Raw genomic sequence first — 22172 nt, forward strand, 5'->3', positions numbered from 1 at the left:
TATTATTTTTTCAAAATTGCCTTAATCATGGCATCCTCTTTCAATATAATCTCATAATAAGACCGTTCCCCATACAATTGCCGAGCAAATTCAGCAGCCAGGTATCGTTTTACCAATGATTTGCTTTTTCCAAATTTCAAATCCAATCCGTTGCCAAAAATAAATTTCTGAAATGAATTGAAATATGCCTCTGTTTGATTCATTTTAGATTGGAACTGAGCAAAAGTGAGTCCTTTAAAGGCGCTCCGATTTTTATCCAATTGTTCGAAAACAAAATTCCCTACGATTCCCGATTGCAATAAATAAGCGGTACTTCCATTTCCATGTTCCACCTCAAGCGGTACAAAAACATCAGGAACAATACCGCCACCGCCATATACAATTTTACCTTTTTTAGTTTTGAATTGCAAGGTGTCTGAAACTTTTATACTGTCTTTTTGATATAGTTCCCCATTTTCAAAACGCGTTTCTGATTCTTTAAAATACGCTTCATTCCCTTTTGAATAGGGTTTTTGAATCGACCGGCCTGTTGGCGTATAATATCTGGCAACAGTCAAGCGAACTGCTGAACCGTCAGCAAAATCCATTTCTCGTTGCACCAATCCCTTTCCAAAAGAACGGCGGCCTACAATAGTCCCCCTATCATTATCCTGAACGGCTCCTGCAAGAATTTCACTTGCTGAAGCGCTGTTTTCATTAATTAGAATAAAAACATTTCCTTTTTCAAAACTGCCTTTTTGGGTTGCAAATGTCTTGTCTATAGTACCTTTTTTGTTTTTGGTAAAAACAATCAGTTGTTTGTTTGGCAACAATTCATCCGCGATAGCAATTGCTTCTTCCATATAACCGCCACCGTTATCTCGGACATCAATAATAAGTGACTTCGCACCTCGTTGCTTAAGTGCAGACAAATTTTGCATAAACTCCTTGTAAGTAGTTTCGGCAAAACGATTTATTTTTATGTATCCTGTCGCATTACTCAAGAGCAAAGCGGCATCAACACTTTTTAAGGGAATAACATCGCGTTTTAGTTTTAGCTTGAGTTTTTTACGTTCTGATTTTCTATATATTGTAAGCTCAATATTAGAACCTACGGCCCCTTTTAATTTAGAAAACAAACTGTCTGTGGGCAACTTACGTCCGAACAATTTGGTTTTATCAGCATATAGAATCCGATCACCTGATTTTATTCCTGCTTTTGCCGAAGGGCCGTTTTCTACAGGTTTTATGACCGCTACAGAATCTTTATACATATAAAAATTCACTCCTATTCCCACAAAATTACCCTTCATGCTTTCCATTACCTGTTGCTGCTCGCTAGCGGGAATATATACGGAATGCGGATCAAGTTGCGCAAGAATATTATCAACGGTAAGATTTACAATAGAATCCGTATCAACCGCATCAACGTATTCAGTATCAATAAAATCAATGAGTGTATTCAGCTTAGTTTTAGAATTATTTTTAGCTGTGAAATCAGCTCTACCGGGAAAATGCAACATCCCGCCCAACACAACGCCAAAAGCAATTGTTGAGAAAAGGAGTAGCGGTAAATATTTTGTATTAAATTTCATATAAAGTTATCATTAAAAGAATAATATAACCTGACGTGCATCATCGTTTTAATTTTTTTTGCACGTTCTTTTATTCCTCCAAAACTGGAATATGCTCAACCTCTACTCCGGCTTTTATCAAAAACTGAATGCCGGAATCATCGCGATAGCCATTGTGATAGACCACTCTTTTTATTCCCGACTGGTGAATCAATTTACTGCACTCTTTACAAGGTGAAAGTGTGATATACAAGGTGGCTCCTTCACAGGATTGTGTTGATCGCGCTACCTTGAGGATCGCATTTGCCTCAGCATGTAAAACATCCCAGCGGGTTAATCCTTGCTCATCTTCACAACAGTTTTCAAAACCGGAGGGCGTTCCGTTATACCCATCTGAGATTATCATTCTGTCACGCACAATAATTGCACCAACTTGTTTTCGTTTACAATAGGACAGCAAGCTCCATTCTTTGGCAATTCTAAGGTATGCTTTGTCGTATTTATTTAATTTTTTTTCGTTCATTTTATCTTATCCAGATTTCACTTTCCACAATCATTGGTATCACTACTCCTATTATAAATGCTGACATTACTAATGTCCAGTCGCGTTTTGAAAATCTAAAAACAGTCTGAACAATGTAGGCTAAAATCAAAACCACAAAAACCACTACAATCTGGGCGGCTTCTATACCTAGTGCAAATTCTGACAGTGGCAAGACTTTAGACATAGCATTTCCTCCAAGAATCGATTTGAAATAATTTGAAAAACCCAACCCATGAATTATCCCAAAGAAAAGCGTGATAAAAAACATCAGATTGAGGCTTTCTTTCTTGCTCGATTTTCCTGCTGCAAAAAGATTAAACAATCCGGTTACCAAAATTGTTATTGGAATTAATAATTCGACCACATTCACTTTAATCGCAACTACTCCAAAAACGGAAAGCAGTAAAGCCATGGTATGCCCTATGGTAAAAAGGGAAACCAGAAGTACAATTCGCTTCCAATCCTTAAAAGAGAATGGTACAGCTAAGGCGATTAAAAATAAAACATGATCATACGCATGGATATCTAAAACGTGTTTTAATCCTATTTGAAAGTAAACCCAAAATTCTGACATCAGCAAAGTATTAAGTTGATAAAGGGGCTGTAAACTTACGATTAATTTTGAAAATGATTCATTTGAACATTCAAATAAATACAAATCAAAAGCAGGTATGTCGAAAGAAAAAATATAAAAAAAATAAAAATTAATACTTTAAAATAGATATATCTTTGTACGATACAAAAACCACAATTATGTCATTTTCAGATTTATTTGATAGCGAATTCAAACAAAGAAATAGAGGTCATTTTTCATCTATTGTCCGTGTAGCACTAACTGACGAGAAGATTTCTCCAGAAGAAAAAGCATTTGTAGATAAATTAGCCGTTCGATTAGAAATTTCTCCTGCAGAATATGAAGAAATTTTACAGGATCCGCTAAAATACCCTATCAATCCTCCTTATTTATATGAACAAAGGATAGAGCGACTGTATGATTTAGCCAGAATCGTTCATGTTGACCACCATTTAGGAGACAAACAAGAGCTGATGTTACGGAAAATTGGCATTGGAATAGGATTTGACCCTGAAAATATAAATCAAATTGTAGAAAATGCGCTTCTGCTTGTAGAAAAAGAAGTAGATTTGGATACGTTCATTACTGAAATACAAAATATCAATACGTAGATTATACCTATAAAAAAGCTTCCGCCAAGACGGAAGCTTTTTGTTTTTAGTACTTGCTTAGTTTTGCTTTAAGCATAAATTCTTCCGATTTTTCAACCATATTGTAGCTTCCACAGAAAAAAGGAACGCGCTGATGCAGTTCCGTTGGTTCAATTTCCATCACCCGATCAAATCCATCCGATGCTTTTCCTCCCGCCTGTTCTGCGATAAAAGCTAATGGGTTGCATTCATACAACAATCGTAATTTCCCTTTGGATGCTTTTGAACTTGTTGGATATAAATAAATCCCTCCTTTAATCATATTGCGATGAAAGTCAGAAACTAAACTTCCGATGTATCGAGAAGTATAAGGCCTGTCTCCTTCTTCCAGCTGACAATATTTGATATAATCCTTTACTCCTTGCGGAAAATGGACATAATTACCTTCATTGATGGAATAAATATGGCCATCGGTTGGGAATTTCATTTTAGGATGAGACAAGTAAAAAGTACCAATAGCAGGATTCAGCGTAAATCCGTTCACACCGTGCCCAGTTGTATAAACTAACATAGTCGAAGTCCCGTAAATCACATAGCCTGCAGCAACCTGATTGATCCCCGGCTGTAAAAAATCTTCCAACGTAACTGGAGTTCCTATTGGGGTAATTCTCCTGTAAACCGAAAATATTGTCCCTACAGAAACATTAACATCAATATTAGACGAGCCGTCAAGGGGATCCATCAATACAACATATTTATTATTGTGGCTGTGGTCACTTCCTTCCACAGTAATGAAATCATCATTTTCTTCAGAAGCGATTCCGCATACGATCTCGCGATTAATTAATGTTTGAATAAAAACTTCATTGGCATATACATCTAGTTTTTGCTGATCTTCCCCCTGTATGTTTTGCTCTCCGGCAGCACCCACAATATCAACCAGTCCAGCTTTGTTTACTTTATAATTGACTACCTTGGCAGCCAATCGGATGGAGTTGATAATTCGAGATAATTCGCCGGACGAATATTGAAAAGCATTCTGGTTTTCAATGATAAATTCTCCAAGTGTTTTGTTGCGTTCTTCCATTAAGAAATCGTTGTAGTTGTTTTGAAGTCACAAATATCGTTTTTTTTGTGAAATTGATTTGAAAAATAGTTGCTTAGTTTAACCGTATTGTATATTTGCTGATTAAAACATAAAATTAATACGTAAAAATCTAATTTTATTGTGATATTGAAGCATTAAAATAAAAAATTATGAAATGAGCCGTATTGGAGATTGATCCAATAGCCAATCGAAAAAGCAAATTTCTTATTCAACTAAAAAACACAAATACATCCCGCACATGACGATCAGAAAAGGAAATCCTGAAGATATGGAAGCTGTTTTAGGGCTCATTCAAGAATTAGCAATATTCGAGAAAGAACCCGATGCCGTCCTTGTAACTGTTGCCGATTTAATTCGAGATGGTTTTGGCCCGGTGCCACTATTTCATGTTTTTGTTGCCGAGGTTCAAGCGGACCCGAGCAATAGCGAACAGGCAAAGCAAATCGTAGGTATCGCCTTGTACTACTACCGATTTTCTACTTGGAAAGGAAAAACAATTCACCTGGAAGATTTAGTGGTAAAAGAGACAATGCGTGGCACCGGATTAGGATATGCTTTATATTCTGAAATTATAAAACAGGGTAAAAAAGATCAGGTTCGAAGAGTAGAATGGAATGTATTGGACTGGAATACTCCGGCAATAGAATTTTATGAAAAATCAGGCGCCAAAGTACTCCGTGATTGGTATGTTGTTCACATGGACGAATTGGGAATCACCAATTTTGTGGAGAATAAATTGAAATAAAATAAAGAACAATTTTTGTTTAAAATATGAGAGTATTCAAATTTGGAGGAGCTTCTGTAAAAGATGCTGAAGGAATTAAAAACGTGTATGACGTTTTACAAAAAGTGGGTTATGAAGACGTATTGTTGGTCGTTTCTGCAATGGGAAAAACCACAAATGCGCTCGAGGTTGTCATAAAAAATTATTTCGATAAATCCGCTGAATTAAATTCATCTGTTCAAGAAGTAAAAAAGTACCACAATCAAATTTTGATAGATTTATTCGAGGACGAAAAAAACGAAGTCTTCAAAGCTGTTAACACTCAATTTTCAGATTTAGAGTATTTCCTGACCCACAATAAATCACCCAATTATAATTTTGTCTACGATCAAATTGTCAGTTATGGCGAATTAATTTCGACCACAATCCTAAGTCATTTCATGAATTTCATGGGCATAAAAACACAATGGCTGGATGTTCGGAATTTCATAAAAACCAATGCTATATACAGGGATGCGGAAGTAGATTGGGAATTGACACAGAAGAACATTGCCAAAAACGTAAAACGTAAAACACTAAACATTACACAAGGATTCTTAGGTTCTGACGAAAATAACTTTACCACCACTTTAGGCCGAGAAGGATCTGATTATACGGCTGCAATTTTTGCGTATTGCTTAAATGCCGAAAGCGTGACCATCTGGAAAGATGTTCCCGGAGTAATGAATGCCGATCCACGATATTTTGAAAATGCGAGTTTATTGAATCAGATTTCGTACCGTGAAGCCATAGAACTGGCTTTTTATGGGGCAACGGTTATTCACCCAAAAACACTACAACCTTTGCAAAAAAAGGAAATTCCGTTGTATGTAAAATCCTTTATAAATCCGTTACTAAAAGGAACGAGCGTTTCCAAAGGAGTCGACTTAGAACCTTATTTACCGTGTTTCATCGTCAAAAGAAACCAGCTTTTGATTTCGCTTTCCTCTATCGATTTCTCTTTTATCATGGAAGAAAACATCAGCGAAATTTTTGCATTATTCCATCAATTCAAAATAAAAGTGAACTTGATTCAGAATTCAGCAATTAGTTTCTCCGTATGTGTAGAAGATAAATTTGACAATTTCAAAGCCCTGAATGCTATCTTGTCTAAAAAGTTTAAGGTAGAGTTTAATGAAAATGTCACCTTATACACCATCCGACATTTTAACGAAACAGCAGCCGAAACCGTTGAAAAAAACAAAGTTGTGTTATTGAAACAGGTCAGTCGGGAAACCATACAAGTGATCACAAAAGAAGTGTAACCCTTAAAAAACATGCGCAACCCAAAATATAAATGGAGATCAGAAATTGATTCTGATCTCCATTCCTTTAATACTTTAAAACCCAAACGCTAAAATCAAAACCTTTTGTAATTATCAAATTATAAATACTACTTTTGACACTTTCGAGTTATAGTATTTATGTTGAAAAAATTACTTTTTTGGACTGTAATAAGCTGTATTTCTGGGCTCCACGCACAGGAAATAAATTCGTTGTACAAAACCAAAAAAATCCCTTTTTCCCGTGACACCATTCATCTTGAAAAAGAAAGCATTAATTCCAGTTTTTTCAAATTGCTTGACGCCAATGGCAAACCCATCGAAACCCTTTTTTATACGGTAAATTTCAGTGAAGGGACTTTGTTTTTAAAAGAAAACAGCGCCCAATACAACGATTCAATAACCGTACACTATTTGAAATTTCCGGAGATCCTTACTAAAGAATACCACATTTATGATTCTGCCAAAGTAGTAAGCAACGAAGCCGGATCAGGTGATTTATATACCCTCAAAAATAAAAACCCAAATAAAAATGTGCCTTTTGACGGCTTGAACACATCCGGAAGTATTACCCGTGGCATTACCATAGGAAACAATCAAAATGCCGTTTTGAACTCCAATTTAGACTTACAAATCACAGGAAAAATCTCTGAAAAAGTAAGCTTAAGAGCTTCCATTCAAGACAGTAACATTCCGCTGCAGGATGGCGGTTATTCCCAAAAATTAGACCAGTTCGATAATGTATTCATGGAATTATTCAGTGCCGATTGGAACATTCGAGCGGGTGATATTTTTCTAGAGAACAAGAAATCCCAATTCCTGAATTTCAATAAAAAAGTGCAGGGACTCGCCACCACCTTCACCTTTGGAACCGAAGAAAACAAAACAAATGTATTTGCCTCAGCAGCGCTGGTCCGAGGACAATATGCAAAAAGCGATATCGTGGGCCAAGAAGGCAATCAGGGTCCCTATAAATTAAAAGGACAAAATGGAGAGCTGTATGTACTCGTTATTTCAGGTTCAGAGCGGGTGTATGTAAATGGTGTTTTATTAAAACGAGGCGAAAACAATGATTACACGATTGATTATAATGCGGGTGAAATCGTGTTTACCCCGCTTTTCACGATTACTTCCGAAATGCGAATTGCCATAGAATACCAATATTCAGATCGAAATTACACTCGATTTATAACCTATGCAGGCGCCACACACGAGAATAAAAACTGGAGTTTTGGAGGCTATTTATATTCGGAAAACGACCTCAAAAACCAACCTTTACAACAAAATTTATCCCAAGAACAAGCCCAGATATTAGTTAATGCGGGAGATAATCCTGATTTAATGGTTGCCCCGTCAGCATTTGCAGATTCCTATTCTGAAAACAAGGTGCTGTACCGAAAAACAATCCTCAATGCTGTGGAAATTTTTGAGTACTCAAATGAAGCACAGCAGGAATTATTCAATGTGCGATTTACTTTAGTAGGACTGAATAATGGAAATTACATTTTGACAAATTCAGCCACGATCACCCGGGTTTATGAGTATATAGCTCCTATTAACGGCGTTCCGCAAGGAAGTTATGCTCCCATCATACAATTGATTGCTCCTACAAAAATCCAAGTGACCACCTTTTTAGGGAAATACAATCCCACTGAAAAAACGGTACTCGATTTTGAAATTGGTCTCAGCAATAACGACAGCAATTTATTTTCGCCCGTTGACGATGCAAACAATCAGGGCCTGGCTGCAAAAATCAATGCCAAGCAACGGCTTTTTTCAAAAAAATGGCACGTAGATGCTTTTGCGAATTATCAATTTATTCAGCAAAATTTCAGGGCTGTAGAACGGTTGTACAACATCGAATTTGACCGGGATTGGAACTTAGGAACTGCGGCTATAGGAAATCAAAGTTTGTTAATTTCCGGACTGCAATTGGATTTAAACCCTAAACCCAACACAACAAACAAAGGACTATTGAGGTATCAGTTTGAAAAACTGGATTTTTCGGGAAATTTTTCGGGAAATCGACACGTTTTAAATGGCTTGTTTCAAATAAAAAACTGGACTTTTCAAAATCAAGGCAGTTCCCTAAAAAGTGACGGAACGATTTCATCCTCTGAATTTTTAAGAAACCAATCCCAAATCCGTTTTCATTTTGACAAAAACTGGATTGGCTCTCGCTTGCGCTTAGAGGACAATCAGGAGAAAAATAAAATTTCAAATGAATTTTCGGCTTTGAGTCAAAAATTTACAGAGTACGGATTTTTTACCGGTCGCGGAGACAGCACCAAAGTTTTTGTAGAATTGGGATACCTAAGAAGATCCAATGACAGTTTACAAAATGGACTGTTCCAAAGGGTCAATTCGTCTCAGACTTTCCTTTTGAAATCAAAATTGATTCAAACTAATAAAAGCGATTTATCCCTATATGCTAATTACAGAATCTTGGATTTTGTGGATGCAACAAGAAAAAGAGAACCTACGTTAAATTCCAGAATAATTTATACGGATCGTTTTTTCAATCAATTGATACAAAGCACAACGGTTTATGAAACGAATTCCGGGACTATTCCCCAACAGGAATTCACGTATCTGGAAGTTCCTGCGGGCCAGGGAATTTACACCTGGAACGACTATAACGGCAATGGAATTCAGGAATTACAGGAGTTTGAAGTCGCCACGTTTATTGACCAGGCAAAATTCATCCGCATCTTTCTTCCCAACAGGGTTTACATAAAAACACATCAAAACAAATTCTCGCAATCCGTGACCCTGAATCCCAATCAATGGCAGAACGAAAAAGGTTTTAAGAAAATACTTTCGTATTTCTACAATCAAACCGCTTTCATCATCGACCGAAAAACTAGAAGTGAGGGTGATAATTTCGAATTAAATCCGTTCAGCAGTTCTACTGAAAATGTGTTGGGATTAAACTCGAGTTTAAGGAACAGTTTGTTTTACAATAGAGGAAAACAAAACCACTCCGCCACGTATTCATATCTGCAAAATAAAACTAAAAACTTGTTGTCTATAGGCTCTCAAGAGGCTACCAACAATTCGCATCAATTGCAGTACAATCATTTGTACCAGAAAAGCTGGCTGCTAGGTTTTTTTGCCAAAACGATACAAACAACCATTGAATCAGAAAATTTCCCGGAGAAAAACTATGCTATAAACGGTTATCAATTAGCTCCTAAAATCAGTTATCTATTTTCTAAAAGCACGAGCTGGGACCTCTTTTATGAATTACAGAATAAAAAAAACCAAATTGGGGTTTCAGAAACGCTGCTGCAAAACCGTTTTGGAACTGCCTTTTCGTATGCAGGCACAAAAAAATTCACGATGAACGGCGAAGTCTCTTTTTACCAAAATAAATTCGAAGGAAATGAATTCTCTTCGGTTGGATTTCAAATGCTGGAAGGGCTACAAACCGGACAAAACATCACTTGGAGGCTTCTTTTACAAAAAAATATCACCCAGTTTTTAGATGTTAATTTTAATTATCAGGGTCGGAAAAGTGAAACAACCCAGGCCATACATACTGGAAATATTCAATTGAGAGCCTATTTTTAATACCACAATTTAATAGTTTGGTAATGCCCTCGCAATATTAAATACACGTTCATTGTCTATCTTTCAAATTTAAACCACTAAACTACAGAGCCACATGGATTTGAATGCCAACCAACAAACTATTTTGATTGCGCCATTAAACTGGGGCTTAGGCCATGCTACACGTTGTATTCCAATTATTAAGGCCTTATTAGAGAACAACTACATTCCTATAATTGCTTCTGATGGAATTGCATTGGCTTTGCTAAAAAAGGAATTCCCTACTGTACAAACGCTGGAACTGCCATCCTACCAGATAGAATATGCAAAAAATGGAGCTCACTTTAAATGGAAATTATTAAAAAATAGCCCAAAAATGCTTGAAGCAATTTGGGAAGAAAAAAAAATAATTAAAAAATGGATCTCAAAATATAGGATAGACGGGATTATATCCGACAACCGACTGGGTGTGTTCAGCAAAAAAATTCCTTCGGTATTTATTACCCATCAATTGAATGTAATGACTGGCAATACCACTTGGATTACCAGTAAGATCCACCAACATATTATAAAAAAATACACAGAATGCTGGGTTCCAGATCTTGCCGGATCAATTAATCTAACCGGAAAAATGGGACATGTTGACGATCCAAATCTCAAAATTAGATACATTGGTCCTTTGAGTCGATTGCAAAAAAAATTAGTCCCAAAAAAATATGATTTAATGATTATTCTTTCCGGACCAGAACCTCAGCGCGGCTTGCTGGAGGATTCCCTGAAAAAAGAAATCGCACGATACCACGGGAATGTCATATTTATTGAAGGAAAGATTGAAACCGAACAAATAGTAACTCAAATCAATCCTGTTACCTATTATAATTACATGAATTCTTTCCAGTTAGAGCAGGCTTTTAACGAAAGTGAAATGGTGCTGTGCCGTTCCGGATACACCACAATTATGGATCTAGCCCAACTCCGTAAAAAGGCTTTTTTTATTCCAACTCCAGGCCAATACGAACAGGAATATTTAGCCAGAAAGCTAAAAAAAGAAGGGTTAGTTCCCTATGCAAATCAAGACGATTTCAAAATTGAAAATCTTAGTGAAGTAGCGTCCTACCGTGGTTTACAAACCTTGCATTGCAATATTGACTGGAAATCGCTTTTTGATATTTTCCAAAACACAAAAATAAGTACCCTTAACCCCTAAAAACCCATTCTCTCAAATGGTTTTTTTAAGATTAGTATTGAATGTTTACCAAAAAAAGAAGCACTCCTGAATTACAGATTTGTACCTTTTGAATTAGCATGGCTATTGAATTCTTTGAATAATTCGAGTAAGTGCATCGTTGCTTTTATCAAATCATTAGTTTCTAAAAGTAACGCGAAATACAACTTGCTGTTTTTAGGACTGGTTTCTACCGTTCTAATTCTTTCAATTTGTTTTTTAATTAATTTAGATACTTGATCGTAAATCTCCATTTTGGTTTCTAAAAGAACATCAATTTTGTCAAACGAACCTTCTTGAAAAATAACAATAATATCTTCAAATAATTTTTTAAGCTTATTGTCTAAGCTTTTCAAATCCCTAATTTGATTGAATTTCAATTGTTTGTGATTGTTATTGATATGTGCATAGCTGTTTTGTGAGATGAATCCAAGGGACTGAATCATGTCTTGAAGATAACCCAAAATCATGACATAAAACATACTGCCCTCGGCCGAGGTTTCATCCAGATTCTTTATAAAATAGTATACATTACTCTTTAATTCATCGACTTCTTTTTCGAGTTTTTTGATGTCTTTTTTATTCTCCTTTAACTTCCCTAAATCCTGAAGGCTAAGATTTTCGATAACCTCTCTATAAATCGTGTCTGAACCGCTTATCACTCTGGAAATCTGAATGGTACACTCCCTAATAACTTCATTTATGGTAACAATATCTTCTCTTTTCAAGAGCAATAATTCTTGCTGGGCTTTTATGGTTTTAGTATGCTTTCTTGAACTTCGATACAAAAGAATTCCTAATCCAACCAGCAATCCGATGAAAGCATATACTTGACCTACTTTGAGGAAATACGCAAAGATAAAGGCCGAAACAAATGCAACAATTGCTGTTACAAACCATCCCCCAATCACATTAAAAACCCCTGCAATACGATACACTGCGCTTTCGCGGTCCCAAGCTCGATCTGCAAATGAAGTTCCCATGGCCACCATAAAAGTAACATAGGTTGTAGAAAGTGGCAACTTTAAAGAAGTCCCTATCGATATCAAAATACTGGCTACCATCAAATTTACAGCAGCACGAACCATATCAAAAGCAGGTTCGTCCTTTCTTTTTTTTCCTTTGACTTCCGGTTTCTCAAATTGCTTATCAATTTTTATTTGGATTGATTTTGGTAAAAAATAATTAATTCCCAGTCCGATATAAACGCCAAATCGCACAATATATCTGGATAACATATTGGGTGAAAAACGCTCTACGCCATCACCCTGTCTGGATAAATTAAGGCCGGTCTCGATGACAGTTTTGGCTTTTTTTGAAGTCCAAAGTGTTATAACCATAACCACTCCTGCAAAAACTAAAAAATAAAATGGCGCCACAATATTATCATTAGCCAACGCTCCCATCATAAATTGATCTCCAGAAATTCCTGAACCATTGAAAATTTCATAGGAATTATAGGCCGCAATAGGAACGCCGATAAAGTTAACCAAATCATTCCCGGCAAAAGCTAAAGCCAAAGCAAAAGTCCCTACTATGATGATTACTCGGAGAATATTTATTTTGAAGAAAGTCATCAACACTTGAGAAAGCAGTGTAAAAAAAACAAAATTTACTCCTATTATCAGTAATTGATTGCTTTTTATCCAGACATGAGTAGCTTGATCGATAAAAGAAACTCCTTTCAATCCTTTTATCAGAATAAAAAAAGTAATCGCAGTAATGGCTAATCCTCCAAAAATTGCACCTATATATTTGACTCTTTTTTCATATTGAAAAGTAAAAATTAATCGAGAAACATATTGCACAAAACTTCCAAGAGTGAAAGAAAGAATGACAGACAGTAGAATACTGAAAACAATTTGTGATGCTTTTTCAGTGTTGATATAATCACTTAAAGTATCAAAACTATCGTCCAAAACATAAATTTTATAGACTGCCAAGCAGAGCGCTGCCCCTAAAAGTTCAAAAATAATGGATACTGTTGTCGAAGTTGGTAATCCTATTGAGTTAAAAACATCTAATAATATAATATCTGAGATCATTACGGCCAGGAAAATAATCATAACATCATTAAAACTAAACATGCCGGGAACAAAAATACCACTTCGGGCAATTTCCATCATACCACTGGAAAATAGCGCTCCTACTAAAATACCTAGACTGGCCACAATCATAATAGTACGAAACGACACTGCTTTAGAACCAATTGCCGAATTTAAGAAATTTACTGCGTCATTACTAACCCCGACAACTAGATCAATTATTGCCAAAATGCCTAAAACCACAAGCATTACTATATATATTTGTTCCATATCTGTATTTAAAGTGAAAGGTGAAATTTTGTTTGCTCTGATGGAATTAGTTGGCCTTCAAAACAACTATCTCATTGTACGACAACCTCATGATGATTTATGCCTGAGTGTTGCTTTATACTTAAAAAAAGCGTCGTGATGGTACGGTTACACTTGGATGTCATCATAAATATACCACAACAAACTTCCGGTGTCTTTTGCAAATATGACCCTCAAAAGTAAGACTGTCGTTACTAAATTATTATTTTGACATCAACTTAATAACATCAATAACACAAGTGAATGATCCTAAAATAATTGTGCTTATTAGGTAAAGGATATTATTAATTCTATTTGACCTGAAGGAATTTAGATGGCCGTACTTATTCCCCTGACTTGGATTTTTCCAGGGTAAATGAAAACTCAGATCCAACATGATACGTGCTGTCTACATAAATTTTCTCGTCATGTGCTTCGATAATATGTTTTACTATGGACAATCCCAGCCCAGAGCCTCCCTCTGTTCTTGCTCCGCTTTTATCTACTCTATAAAAACGTTCAAAAAGTCTTGGGATATTTTTTTTCTCAATTCCTTCTCCGTTATCGGTGACACGAACGATGACTTTTTCTGCTGTCAAATCCTCAATACTTACTTCGGTAGAACCCTTTAATTTTCCGTATTTAATTGAGTTTACAATAAGGTTCATCACCACTTGTTGTATTTTTTCCTGATCTCCAATGACCATAACGGGTTTGTTGTATTTCATGTCAAACATCAACAAAATATCTTTTTTAGATGCTTTCATTTCGAGCAAATCAAATACATTCTGAACGAGTTTAACGATGTCAAACTCGACAATTTCCAGATGCAAATCCCCTATTTCGAGTTTGGTAATCATGTCCAGATCCTGCACAATGTAGATCAGTCTTTCGACTCCTTTTTCGGCGCGTTCCAGGTATTTTTTTCGGATTGTTTTGTCATTCATGGCTCCGTCAAGTAAGGTTGACAGATAGCCCTGAACCATAAAAAGAGGTGTTTTTAGTTCGTGAGAGACATTGCCTAGAAATTCTCTCCGGTATTCCTCCCGAACTTTTAAGGTTTCAATTTCCAGCTTTTTGTCAGTAGCAAACTTCTTGACTTCCCTTGTAAGAGTCGCCATGTCCGTTGTTATGGGCTGGTTTCTGAAGGTGCTAGATTCTAATAAAGAAACGTCATCGTATATTTTTTTTACCTTTTTATAAATAAAACGCTCCACCCGATATTGAATCACTATAAATGAAAAAGTAGCAATCGAAATGGCAAAAATCAGGCTAAACTGGTAGGAAAAAGTAAAAAAAAGGTAAATCAGCAAACTAACCAATGCAGTAGAAAAAAGGGTAATATACAGGGCCGACTTTACGGCAAAACGATATGTTTTTTTAAAATTTATTGTCATTTATACTTCAAACTTATATCCCACTCCTTTTATTGTTTTGAACAACTCTTCGCCAATTTTTTCACGTAATTTTCTGATGTGAACATCTATGGTTCTACCACCAACAACTACTTCATTGCCCCACACTTTATCCAGAATTTCATCTCTTTTGAAAACTTTTCCCGGTTTTGAAGCCAATAAATAAAACAATTCAAATTCTTTTCTGGGTAAGGCAATTTCGATATTATCTTTTACAATTTTGTATTCCTCCCGATTGATTTCGATTCCACCAACATTAAGAGTTTCGCTATTTTGTTCTTTTTCTTTTAATCGGCGCAGTAAGGCTTTTACTTTACTGACTAATAATTTAGGCTTTATTGGTTTAGTGATGTAATCATCAGCTCCGGCATCAAAGCCCGCAACTTGAGAGTAATCTTCGCTTCTGGCGGTTAAAAAAGTTATGATTACATTACTGAGTTCCGGTATTTTTCTGATGTTCTCGCAAGCTTCCATGCCATCCATTTCCGGCATCATTACATCCATTATAATTAGGTCCGGCAATTCTTTTTTAGCGATTGCTATAGCCTCTTTCCCGTTTGTGGCAGTACTGATTTGATATCCCTCTTGAGAGAGATTATACCCTACAATTTCTAAGATATCCGGTTCATCGTCTACTAGTAGAATTTTAGTATTTTTTTTCTTCATAAAGCACCAAAAATTATTTTGAATTGTAAATGTAATCATAAATGAGCTATTGAAAAGCTGTTAACGGTAATTTAATATTGAAGCCTCTTTATGATGTAAAATAAAACATAATCATAACAAACCAATAACTTACATTTTACATTTCGGCTGTTACTTTGCAAAAAATTTAAACCAGATGAAATTCAAATTATTATTTTTAACGTTATTTATAACCGCTGTTTCTTTTTCACAGAACAAAGGAACTATAGCAGGTATCTTGACAGATAAGGATTCTAACAACCAATCATTACCATTTGCTAACGTTCTCATTAAAGGAACTAATATAGGAACAAATACTGATATTGATGGTAAATATGCCATAACAATACTTCCCGGAAAATATACTTTACAGTTTAGTTTTGTAGGATATGAATCTGTAGAAGTTCCTGTAACAGTAGTTGCTAATCAAACTGTAACATTAAACAAAACTTTAGGTTCCGGAAGCTACAAACTAGAAGATGTAGTGGTGCGATCTACTGTAAATAGAGAAAAGGAAACCGCTCTTTTATTAGATCAAAAACAAGCGGTCGTGATAAAACAAAGTATCGGTTCACAAGAAATGGCTCGTAAAGGGGTAAGCGATGTTGAGGAAGGATTAACGAAAATTACCGGAATTACAAAAGTAGACGGAAGAGGTTTATTTATTAGAGGTTTAGAAGACCGTTATAATAACTTGTTGATAAACGATCTACAATCCCCTTCTAATAGTCCTTTCAAAAAAATTATTCCTTTGGATTTATTTCCTACTGACGTTGTAGGAGTTTTAAATGTATACAAAACATTCAATCCTAATATTTCAGGAGATTTTGCTGGAGCGACTGTCAATATTGAAACACCTCAGCCGAAAAATATCACAAAATTGAATATTGGTTTTGGTTATACCACAAACAACAATCTTGAAGCATTTTTGCTGTCCAATGATGCAAATTCTACTAAAGGGTCTTTAGGAATGCTTGGGAATGACAGAGCACTTCCTAGTGCTTTTGGTTCTGTTCCTAACGGTGCAGAACTTTCTCCTTCAGAATATGAAAATGGTTTTGGTAAAAAATCATGGGACGTTAACAATACTAAAAGCCCCTTGAATTCAAGCATTGGATTTTTACATGCTCAAAAATTCAATCTTAAAAACGAAAGTAATATAAGTTACATTATGTCTTTCAATTTTGATAATAAATACTCTTACAGAGAAGGTGTAGACAGAACCTTCAACCTTGGACAGAGTAATTACGATAATAATTTATACAACAAGCAATATAGTTATCAGACTACTTTTTCTGGATTAGCTGGAATGAAATACAAAACAAACCGATTCAACTTAAACTTCAATACTTTTTTAATTAAAGCGACTGACAGTAAAATTCAAGATCAAATAGGATATGTTAATAGCGCTGCCAATATTACTGATAATCTAATACGAATGAACCAATATGAGGAATCTAAGTATTGGAATACACAATTATTTGGAGACTATAAGTTAACTGAAGATGGCAAACATTCCCTTAAAGCTGGAGGTTCTTATGTAAAGACTTCATTCCAACAGCCCGACCGAAAATTCATTACAGGACGAATAAATGACAATCAAATTGACATGATATACGGTGGTAATAATTTAAACCGTCAATATCTAGACGTAAAAGGAAACTTTTATTATTCGTCTCTCTTAGAATATAATTTAAAATTTGGAAATGAAGAAGAATCCAATAAATTATCAATAGGATATAATAGCTCCCTAAATGACATGCAGTCTACTTATCGCTTCTTTTCAGGGAAAAGCAGAACTAATACACAACCTTACACTGCAAATGTCAACACTGTTAGTGAGAATATTAATCAAGACATAAACAATGGAATTGTATATGTTAAAGAGGAATCCAATGGTGATTATAAAGTCAAATTAAATCAGTTCGTTAATGCGGGATACTTCAATTTGTTCATGAATATTGGAGAAAAATGGGATTTAAATGCTGGAATTAGAGCAGAAAGCTCTACTCGTGAAATAAAATATAGAGAGCAAGGTGATCCTTTTGGAAGCGCTTATCGCAAAAAAACTGATGATAAACTTGATATCTTACCATCAGTAAATGCAAAACGTATTTTGAATGAAAACAGCAACCTTAGACTTTCATTAGCAAAAACAATCACTAGACCTGTAGCTGTGGAGTTGTTGCCAATAAATTACATTAATGCTGACGGAACCTCTGAAAGTGGAAATAAAGATTTGAAGGATAGCGAAAACTACAATGTAGATTTTAAATACGAATTATTTCCTAATAATAAAGAAATGTTTGCAATAGGAGTATTTGGAAAAATGATTAATAATCCAATTGAAAGAGTATTCAAACCTACTGCGAATAGTGGTGGTCAGATTACTACTTTTAAAAACTCGCAGCAAGCCGTTATTTATGGTGCCGAAATAGAAATGCTAATCCAATTGAGCAGAATAAACGAATCGCTTTCTAATTTCTCTCTAGGTTTCAACACATCATTAATGAGTACTGATGTTAAAATTGATCTTAAAAAACAAGGAAATGAATTAGAAAACAGTACCAACCGTAAATTACAAGGTGCTTCAAGCTGGTTAATTAATTCTGATTTAAAGTATGATTTCATTCTTAACAAAGATTGGAAAAACTCTATGACCTTAGTGTATAACGTTTATGGAGATAGAATCTTTGCTGTAGGTTCTTCAGGAATTGATCATATCTACGAGAAATCTTTTAGTAAATTAGATTTTGTCTGGACAAATTCTATTTCTAAAAGTATTGAACTTAAATTTGGAATAGACAATATACTAAATCCAAGCTATAAAAAAGAGTTAGGAAGGAAAAGCACTTTGAACATTACTGAAGACTCTCTAGTTTTAAGAGAATTCAAAAAGGGTGTTGGGTTCTCCTTTACTATAGGGTATACGTTTTAAAAACCAAAAAAAGAGCTGTAACGGCTCTTTTTTTGGTTTTTATAGTAACGTAAACTTTACATCAAATTGATTGTTATATAATACTTTAGTAACAATTACGTAACTAAATTACAAAAACTCTAGAGTAATTTTGATTAAAATAATAAACAAAAAAACTTATAATTTTAAATTATTAAAAATGAAAAAATTAGTATTTAGTCTTGCATTACTTACCTTGGTTTTTACAAGTTGCACATCAAGTGATAATGAAACAGTAACAACTACACCAACTGCAACAGGCGATATCACAGGTGACGTTACAACATCAAAAACCTACACTAAAGGTACTTACAAATTGATTGGAGCCGTAAGAATTAAAAGTGGTGCAACACTAACTTTTGAAGCGGGCTCAGTAATTACTGCTGACGTTACGGATGGTTCTGATGTTCTATTAGTAGAAAATGGAGGGAAATTAAATATTTCAGGTACAGCTGCAGAGCCTGTTGTCTTTACTGAAAAATCAAAAACTGCAGGTTCTTGGGGTGGTATTATCATGTTTGGTGATGCTCCAATTGTATCAGGAAAAACAAGTGACGGAACTCCGATTACAACAGCAACTTCTGAGGATGGTACAAATATTGTTTACGGAGGTACAAATGCATCACATAATGGTGGTTCATTAAAATATGTACGAGTAGAATACGCTGGTAAAAAGATTCTTGATGGAAATTCTGAGATGAATGGATTTTCATTTTATTCAGTAGGTTCCGGAACAGTTTTAGAAAATCTTGTAGCTTATAAAGGAGCCGATGATGGTTTTGAATTTTATGGAGGAACAGTAAGTGCTAAAAATCTAATTTCATACGGTAATACAGATGATTCTTTTGACTGGCAAGATGGATGGCAAGGTCAAGCAAATACTAACTGGTATGCTTATCAAACTGGAGCTGGAAATTTCGGAATGGAAATCGAATCGAAAAGTGTAAATAATTCATTTGGTCCTAAAGTATCAAACATCACTTTAAGAAGAGCCGCTGGAACTGTAACTGAGTCTGGCAATCCTACAGAAATAGATGCAATCCAATTTAAAAAAGAAGGAAACGGAGAATATTCTAATGTCGTAATTTCAGGATATACTAATTCTGTAACTTCCGGAACTACAACAACAAATGCCGTTGCCGTTAGAATTCAAGATGCCAATACGAACACAAATCAAGTTCTTTCAGGTAAAATAAAAATGTTGAATGTTAAAATTTCTGATAATACTCCATTATCTGGAGCTGGTGCAAGTACATTTACTGTAGCTTTCCCATCTGCAAACTACACAACAAGCACTTCAGCAACTGGAGCGGCATTAACTCCTGGAACATGGGCAATTGTTGATGGCGTTAATTTGTTAGGGAATTTGTAATTAACAATCCAATCGATTTATATCAAACATCCTGAAAATTCAGGATGTTTTTTTTTGGTATGCTTTTTGAAATATATTTTGTATATTTACTATTCAAATTAATCTGATGGCAAAAAACTACTTTTATACTATTACTTTATTGGTTTTTTTATTTTCCCTTGGCATTAGTGCTCAGGAAACTAAGCAACAACCAAAGACACAAGAAAACGTCTCAATTGAAGGATTAAGCTTGTACCCGAACCCTGTGAGTAATGGTAGAGTGTACATTTCTACAAAAAACGATTTTGATAAAGAAATTATCATCTTTGATGTTTTAGGAAAAAAAGTACTTCAAACCATATTGAGCTCAAAAGAACTAAATGTCTCTAATCTAACCTCTGGTGTTTACATCATCAAGATCAATGAAAAAGAAGCATCAGCGACCAGAAAATTAATCATCCGATAATTTCAAAAATACATCATAAAAGCTCCAATCCTGTTGGGGCTTTTTTGTATAATGCTCAAACCAAATCAACTCCCAGATTCAAGTTTATACCATTCCGTTATTGGTTTGCCTTTAAATTTTTGATTACTTTTGCAAAAAAAAATATTGATCACATCTTCCGATATATTTGCCATTTCCAGTCAAAAACAGTTTGAGAAAATTGCTTTGAAAGTGTTTCGTTTCCAATACGAAAACAACTTGGTCTATCAGGAATTTTGCGATTTTTTAAAAACAGATCCTCACAAAGTAAAATCGCTACAACAAATTCCATTTTTACCGATTCAGTTTTTTAAGAGTCATGAAGTGGTTTCGAATACCAATCCTATTCAGGAAACTTTTACCAGCAGCGGAACCACAAGCCCCGTAGCCCATAAAGGGGGAAATTTGGATAAAAAAGTAATTCCCATAACTAGCAAACATTTAGTTACGGACGTCACTCTGTATGAAGAAAGTTACCGCAAAGGGTTTTCCGAATTTTATGGCAATATTGAAGATTATGTTGTTTTGGCCTTGCTTCCTTCCTATCTGGAACGGGAAGGATCTTCCTTAATTTACATGGTCAAGGATTTAATTGAACTTTCCAATCATCCTGAGAGTGGTTTTTACCTGCACAATCACGACGAACTGATTGCCAAGCTTATCGCTTTAGATCTAGCGGGTCAAAATGTAATCCTGATTGGGGTTACTTTTGCTTTATTGGACTTAATTGAAACCTTCAACGAAAAAAGTTCTTTTTTAGATAAAAAAAAGAAGGTTCGTGATGACCTTGGGCAAACAACTGAACTTTCAGAAAAAAAACATTCGTTTCAACTGCAGCACACCATTATCATGGAAACAGGCGGCATGAAAGGAAAACGTAAAGAAATGATTCGAGAAGAACTACACGAACAATTGTGTAAAGGATTTGGCGTTTCAGCCATACATTCTGAATATGGAATGACCGAGTTGCTTTCGCAAGCGTATTCCTTAGGAAACGGCGTATTTGAATGCCCATCTTGGGTGCAAATCCTTGTTCGCGATACCGAAGATGCTTTGACCTACATTCCAGACGGAAAAACGGGCGGTATCAACGTGATTGATTTAGCTAACATCAATTCCTGTTCCTTTATTGCTACGCAGGATTTGGGCAAAAAAAATCCCAACAACTCTTTTGAAGTATTGGGACGTTTTGATAATTCTGATATTCGAGGTTGTAATTTGATGGTCTTGTAAAAAGGTTAATCGTTAATTTATTTCATCGGTTAACCAAATTAACGAGCAAAATTATTCATAAATATCTTTTCTGTGACCTAAGTCGATAACATCAATTAGCAAAATATCATCGAAAATTTCATAAATAATTCTGTAATCTCCAACGCGAATTCTATATCCTTTTCTTCCTTTCAATTTTCTATACCCTTGCGGCCGTGGATTTTCAGCTAAATCATAGATTTGCTTTTTGATTGCTGAATAGTGAGGCTCATTAATTTTGATTAAAGCTTTCAAAACTTTATTTCTAAATTCGATAGTATAAGCCATTACTTCGCTAATTTGCGCTTTTCTTCAATAATTTTAAAAGCTTCGTCTATAGAAATTCGATAACCGTCATCCTCTTTTTTGGCTTCATCATAAAGACGTACATCTTCTAAATCTTCCAATTTTTCAATCAATTTATTATATTTCTTGATAGGCAATACAACTGCGGTTCTATTTCCTTTTTCGTCAGTTAAAAATTGAGTTTCCATAGCTTTTCGTTA

18 protein-coding genes are annotated in these 22172 nt (G+C 35.1%); 9 read left to right on the top strand and 9 right to left on the bottom strand.

The annotated features are described in order from the left end of the window. Nucleotides 1–2: 2 nt before the first annotated feature. The 3 genes from EKL97_RS00145 to EKL97_RS00155 all read right to left on the bottom strand — a co-directional run bounded on the left by EKL97_RS00145 (nucleotide 3) and on the right by EKL97_RS00155 (nucleotide 2671). Nucleotides 3–1574 (bottom strand): S41 family peptidase, encoded by a 1572-nt coding sequence (locus EKL97_RS00145; protein WP_126567709.1) that lies wholly within the window; start codon nucleotides 1572–1574, stop codon nucleotides 3–5. Nucleotides 1575–1644: 70 nt separating this feature from the next. Further along, nucleotides 1645–2076 carry a deoxycytidylate deaminase gene (locus EKL97_RS00150; protein WP_126457584.1) on the bottom strand — a complete coding sequence of 144 codons (432 nt, stop codon included), beginning with the start codon at nucleotides 2074–2076 and terminating at the stop codon, nucleotides 1645–1647. Between the two features lies 1 nt (nucleotide 2077). After that, on the bottom strand, nucleotides 2078–2671 hold the full coding sequence (locus EKL97_RS00155) for a HupE/UreJ family protein (RefSeq protein WP_126567710.1): 594 nt from the start codon (nucleotides 2669–2671) through the stop codon (nucleotides 2078–2080). Nucleotides 2672–2850: 179 nt separating this feature from the next. On the opposite strand from EKL97_RS00155, the gene EKL97_RS00160 reads away from it, so the two are divergent. Next, nucleotides 2851–3282, top strand: coding sequence for a TerB family tellurite resistance protein (locus EKL97_RS00160; RefSeq protein ID WP_126457586.1), 432 nt, complete (start codon nucleotides 2851–2853; stop codon nucleotides 3280–3282). A 46-nt stretch (nucleotides 3283–3328) separates the two neighbouring features. On the opposite strand, the gene fbp is transcribed toward EKL97_RS00160, so the two are convergent. Continuing rightward, nucleotides 3329–4348, bottom strand: a complete 1020-nt coding sequence (gene fbp / locus EKL97_RS00165) for a class 1 fructose-bisphosphatase (protein ID WP_126457587.1) — start codon at nucleotides 4346–4348, stop codon at nucleotides 3329–3331. A gap of 259 nt (nucleotides 4349–4607) precedes the next feature. Here fbp and EKL97_RS00170 point away from each other — a divergent pair, with 259 nt between their 5' ends. From EKL97_RS00170 to EKL97_RS00185, 4 genes are all read left to right on the top strand, one after another. Further along, complete coding sequence (locus tag EKL97_RS00170; RefSeq protein ID WP_126561452.1) at nucleotides 4608–5114, top strand: GNAT family N-acetyltransferase; 507 nt, start codon at nucleotides 4608–4610, stop codon at nucleotides 5112–5114. Between the two features lie 26 nt (nucleotides 5115–5140). Then, the gene (locus EKL97_RS00175; protein ID WP_126563602.1) at nucleotides 5141–6397 is read left to right on the top strand and encodes an aspartate kinase; all 1257 of its coding nucleotides are present in this window, start codon (nucleotides 5141–5143) and stop codon (nucleotides 6395–6397) included. Between the two features lie 159 nt (nucleotides 6398–6556). After that, on the top strand, nucleotides 6557–9988 hold the full coding sequence (locus tag EKL97_RS00180) for a hypothetical protein (RefSeq protein WP_126567712.1): 3432 nt from the start codon (nucleotides 6557–6559) through the stop codon (nucleotides 9986–9988). Between the two features lie 94 nt (nucleotides 9989–10082). Then, nucleotides 10083–11174 carry a glycosyltransferase gene (locus tag EKL97_RS00185; RefSeq protein ID WP_126567713.1) on the top strand — a complete coding sequence of 364 codons (1092 nt, stop codon included), beginning with the start codon at nucleotides 10083–10085 and terminating at the stop codon, nucleotides 11172–11174. A 71-nt stretch (nucleotides 11175–11245) separates the two neighbouring features. Here the strand turns inward: EKL97_RS00185 and EKL97_RS00190 are convergent, their stop codons facing one another. The 3 genes from EKL97_RS00190 to EKL97_RS00200 all read right to left on the bottom strand — a co-directional run bounded on the left by EKL97_RS00190 (nucleotide 11246) and on the right by EKL97_RS00200 (nucleotide 15606). Further along, the gene (locus tag EKL97_RS00190; RefSeq protein WP_126567715.1) at nucleotides 11246–13507 is read right to left on the bottom strand and encodes an inorganic phosphate transporter; all 2262 of its coding nucleotides are present in this window, start codon (nucleotides 13505–13507) and stop codon (nucleotides 11246–11248) included. Nucleotides 13508–13869: 362 nt separating this feature from the next. Then, nucleotides 13870–14922 carry a sensor histidine kinase gene (locus EKL97_RS00195; RefSeq protein WP_126457593.1) on the bottom strand — a complete coding sequence of 351 codons (1053 nt, stop codon included), beginning with the start codon at nucleotides 14920–14922 and terminating at the stop codon, nucleotides 13870–13872. Further along, on the bottom strand, nucleotides 14923–15606 hold the full coding sequence (locus EKL97_RS00200) for a response regulator transcription factor (protein WP_126561499.1): 684 nt from the start codon (nucleotides 15604–15606) through the stop codon (nucleotides 14923–14925). Nucleotides 15607–15781: 175 nt separating this feature from the next. Between EKL97_RS00200 and EKL97_RS00205 the strand changes: the two genes are divergently transcribed. From EKL97_RS00205 to EKL97_RS00220, 4 genes are all read left to right on the top strand, one after another. Next, the gene (locus EKL97_RS00205) at nucleotides 15782–18562 is read left to right on the top strand and encodes a TonB-dependent receptor (protein WP_126561448.1); all 2781 of its coding nucleotides are present in this window, start codon (nucleotides 15782–15784) and stop codon (nucleotides 18560–18562) included. Nucleotides 18563–18740: 178 nt separating this feature from the next. After that, nucleotides 18741–19952 (top strand): hypothetical protein, encoded by a 1212-nt coding sequence (locus EKL97_RS00210; RefSeq protein ID WP_126457595.1) that lies wholly within the window; start codon nucleotides 18741–18743, stop codon nucleotides 19950–19952. Nucleotides 19953–20058: 106 nt separating this feature from the next. Beyond that, nucleotides 20059–20397, top strand: a complete 339-nt coding sequence (locus tag EKL97_RS00215) for a T9SS type A sorting domain-containing protein (RefSeq protein ID WP_126561447.1) — start codon at nucleotides 20059–20061, stop codon at nucleotides 20395–20397. Between the two features lie 144 nt (nucleotides 20398–20541). Next, the gene (locus tag EKL97_RS00220) at nucleotides 20542–21648 is read left to right on the top strand and encodes an acyl transferase (RefSeq protein WP_126459029.1); all 1107 of its coding nucleotides are present in this window, start codon (nucleotides 20542–20544) and stop codon (nucleotides 21646–21648) included. Between the two features lie 51 nt (nucleotides 21649–21699). Here the strand turns inward: EKL97_RS00220 and EKL97_RS00225 are convergent, their stop codons facing one another. Both EKL97_RS00225 and EKL97_RS00230 read right to left on the bottom strand, forming a co-directional pair. Further along, entirely contained in the window at nucleotides 21700–21954 is a 255-nt protein-coding gene (locus EKL97_RS00225; RefSeq protein WP_126563595.1) for a type II toxin-antitoxin system RelE family toxin, read from the bottom strand. Beyond that, nucleotides 21954–22160: a hypothetical protein gene (locus tag EKL97_RS00230; RefSeq protein ID WP_126457598.1), complete on the bottom strand. Its 207-nt coding sequence runs from the start codon at nucleotides 22158–22160 to the stop codon at nucleotides 21954–21956. The genes EKL97_RS00225 and EKL97_RS00230 overlap by 1 nt, the downstream gene beginning before the upstream one ends. Between the last annotated feature and the right edge of the window lie 12 nt (nucleotides 22161–22172).

The organism is Flavobacterium sp. LS1P28, from assembly GCF_003970335.1.
Classification (GTDB): Bacteria; Bacteroidota; Bacteroidia; order Flavobacteriales; family Flavobacteriaceae; genus Flavobacterium.

Coding starts and splice junctions, on each gene's coding strand:
- EKL97_RS00145 (WP_126567709.1), bottom strand. CDS start 1,574: ATGAAATTTAATACAAAATATTTACCGCTACTCCTTTTCTCAACAATT.
- EKL97_RS00150 (WP_126457584.1), bottom strand. CDS start 2,076: ATGAACGAAAAAAAATTAAATAAATACGACAAAGCATACCTTAGAATT.
- EKL97_RS00155 (WP_126567710.1), bottom strand. CDS start 2,671: ATGTCAGAATTTTGGGTTTACTTTCAAATAGGATTAAAACACGTTTTA.
- EKL97_RS00160 (WP_126457586.1), top strand. CDS start 2,851: ATGTCATTTTCAGATTTATTTGATAGCGAATTCAAACAAAGAAATAGA.
- fbp (WP_126457587.1), bottom strand. CDS start 4,348: ATGGAAGAACGCAACAAAACACTTGGAGAATTTATCATTGAAAACCAG.
- EKL97_RS00170 (WP_126561452.1), top strand. CDS start 4,608: ATGACGATCAGAAAAGGAAATCCTGAAGATATGGAAGCTGTTTTAGGG.
- EKL97_RS00175 (WP_126563602.1), top strand. CDS start 5,141: ATGAGAGTATTCAAATTTGGAGGAGCTTCTGTAAAAGATGCTGAAGGA.
- EKL97_RS00180 (WP_126567712.1), top strand. CDS start 6,557: ATGTTGAAAAAATTACTTTTTTGGACTGTAATAAGCTGTATTTCTGGG.
- EKL97_RS00185 (WP_126567713.1), top strand. CDS start 10,083: ATGGATTTGAATGCCAACCAACAAACTATTTTGATTGCGCCATTAAAC.
- EKL97_RS00190 (WP_126567715.1), bottom strand. CDS start 13,507: ATGGAACAAATATATATAGTAATGCTTGTGGTTTTAGGCATTTTGGCA.
- EKL97_RS00195 (WP_126457593.1), bottom strand. CDS start 14,922: ATGACAATAAATTTTAAAAAAACATATCGTTTTGCCGTAAAGTCGGCC.
- EKL97_RS00200 (WP_126561499.1), bottom strand. CDS start 15,606: ATGAAGAAAAAAAATACTAAAATTCTACTAGTAGACGATGAACCGGAT.
- EKL97_RS00205 (WP_126561448.1), top strand. CDS start 15,782: ATGAAATTCAAATTATTATTTTTAACGTTATTTATAACCGCTGTTTCT.
- EKL97_RS00210 (WP_126457595.1), top strand. CDS start 18,741: ATGAAAAAATTAGTATTTAGTCTTGCATTACTTACCTTGGTTTTTACA.
- EKL97_RS00215 (WP_126561447.1), top strand. CDS start 20,059: ATGGCAAAAAACTACTTTTATACTATTACTTTATTGGTTTTTTTATTT.
- EKL97_RS00225 (WP_126563595.1), bottom strand. CDS start 21,954: ATGGCTTATACTATCGAATTTAGAAATAAAGTTTTGAAAGCTTTAATC.
- EKL97_RS00230 (WP_126457598.1), bottom strand. CDS start 22,160: ATGGAAACTCAATTTTTAACTGACGAAAAAGGAAATAGAACCGCAGTT.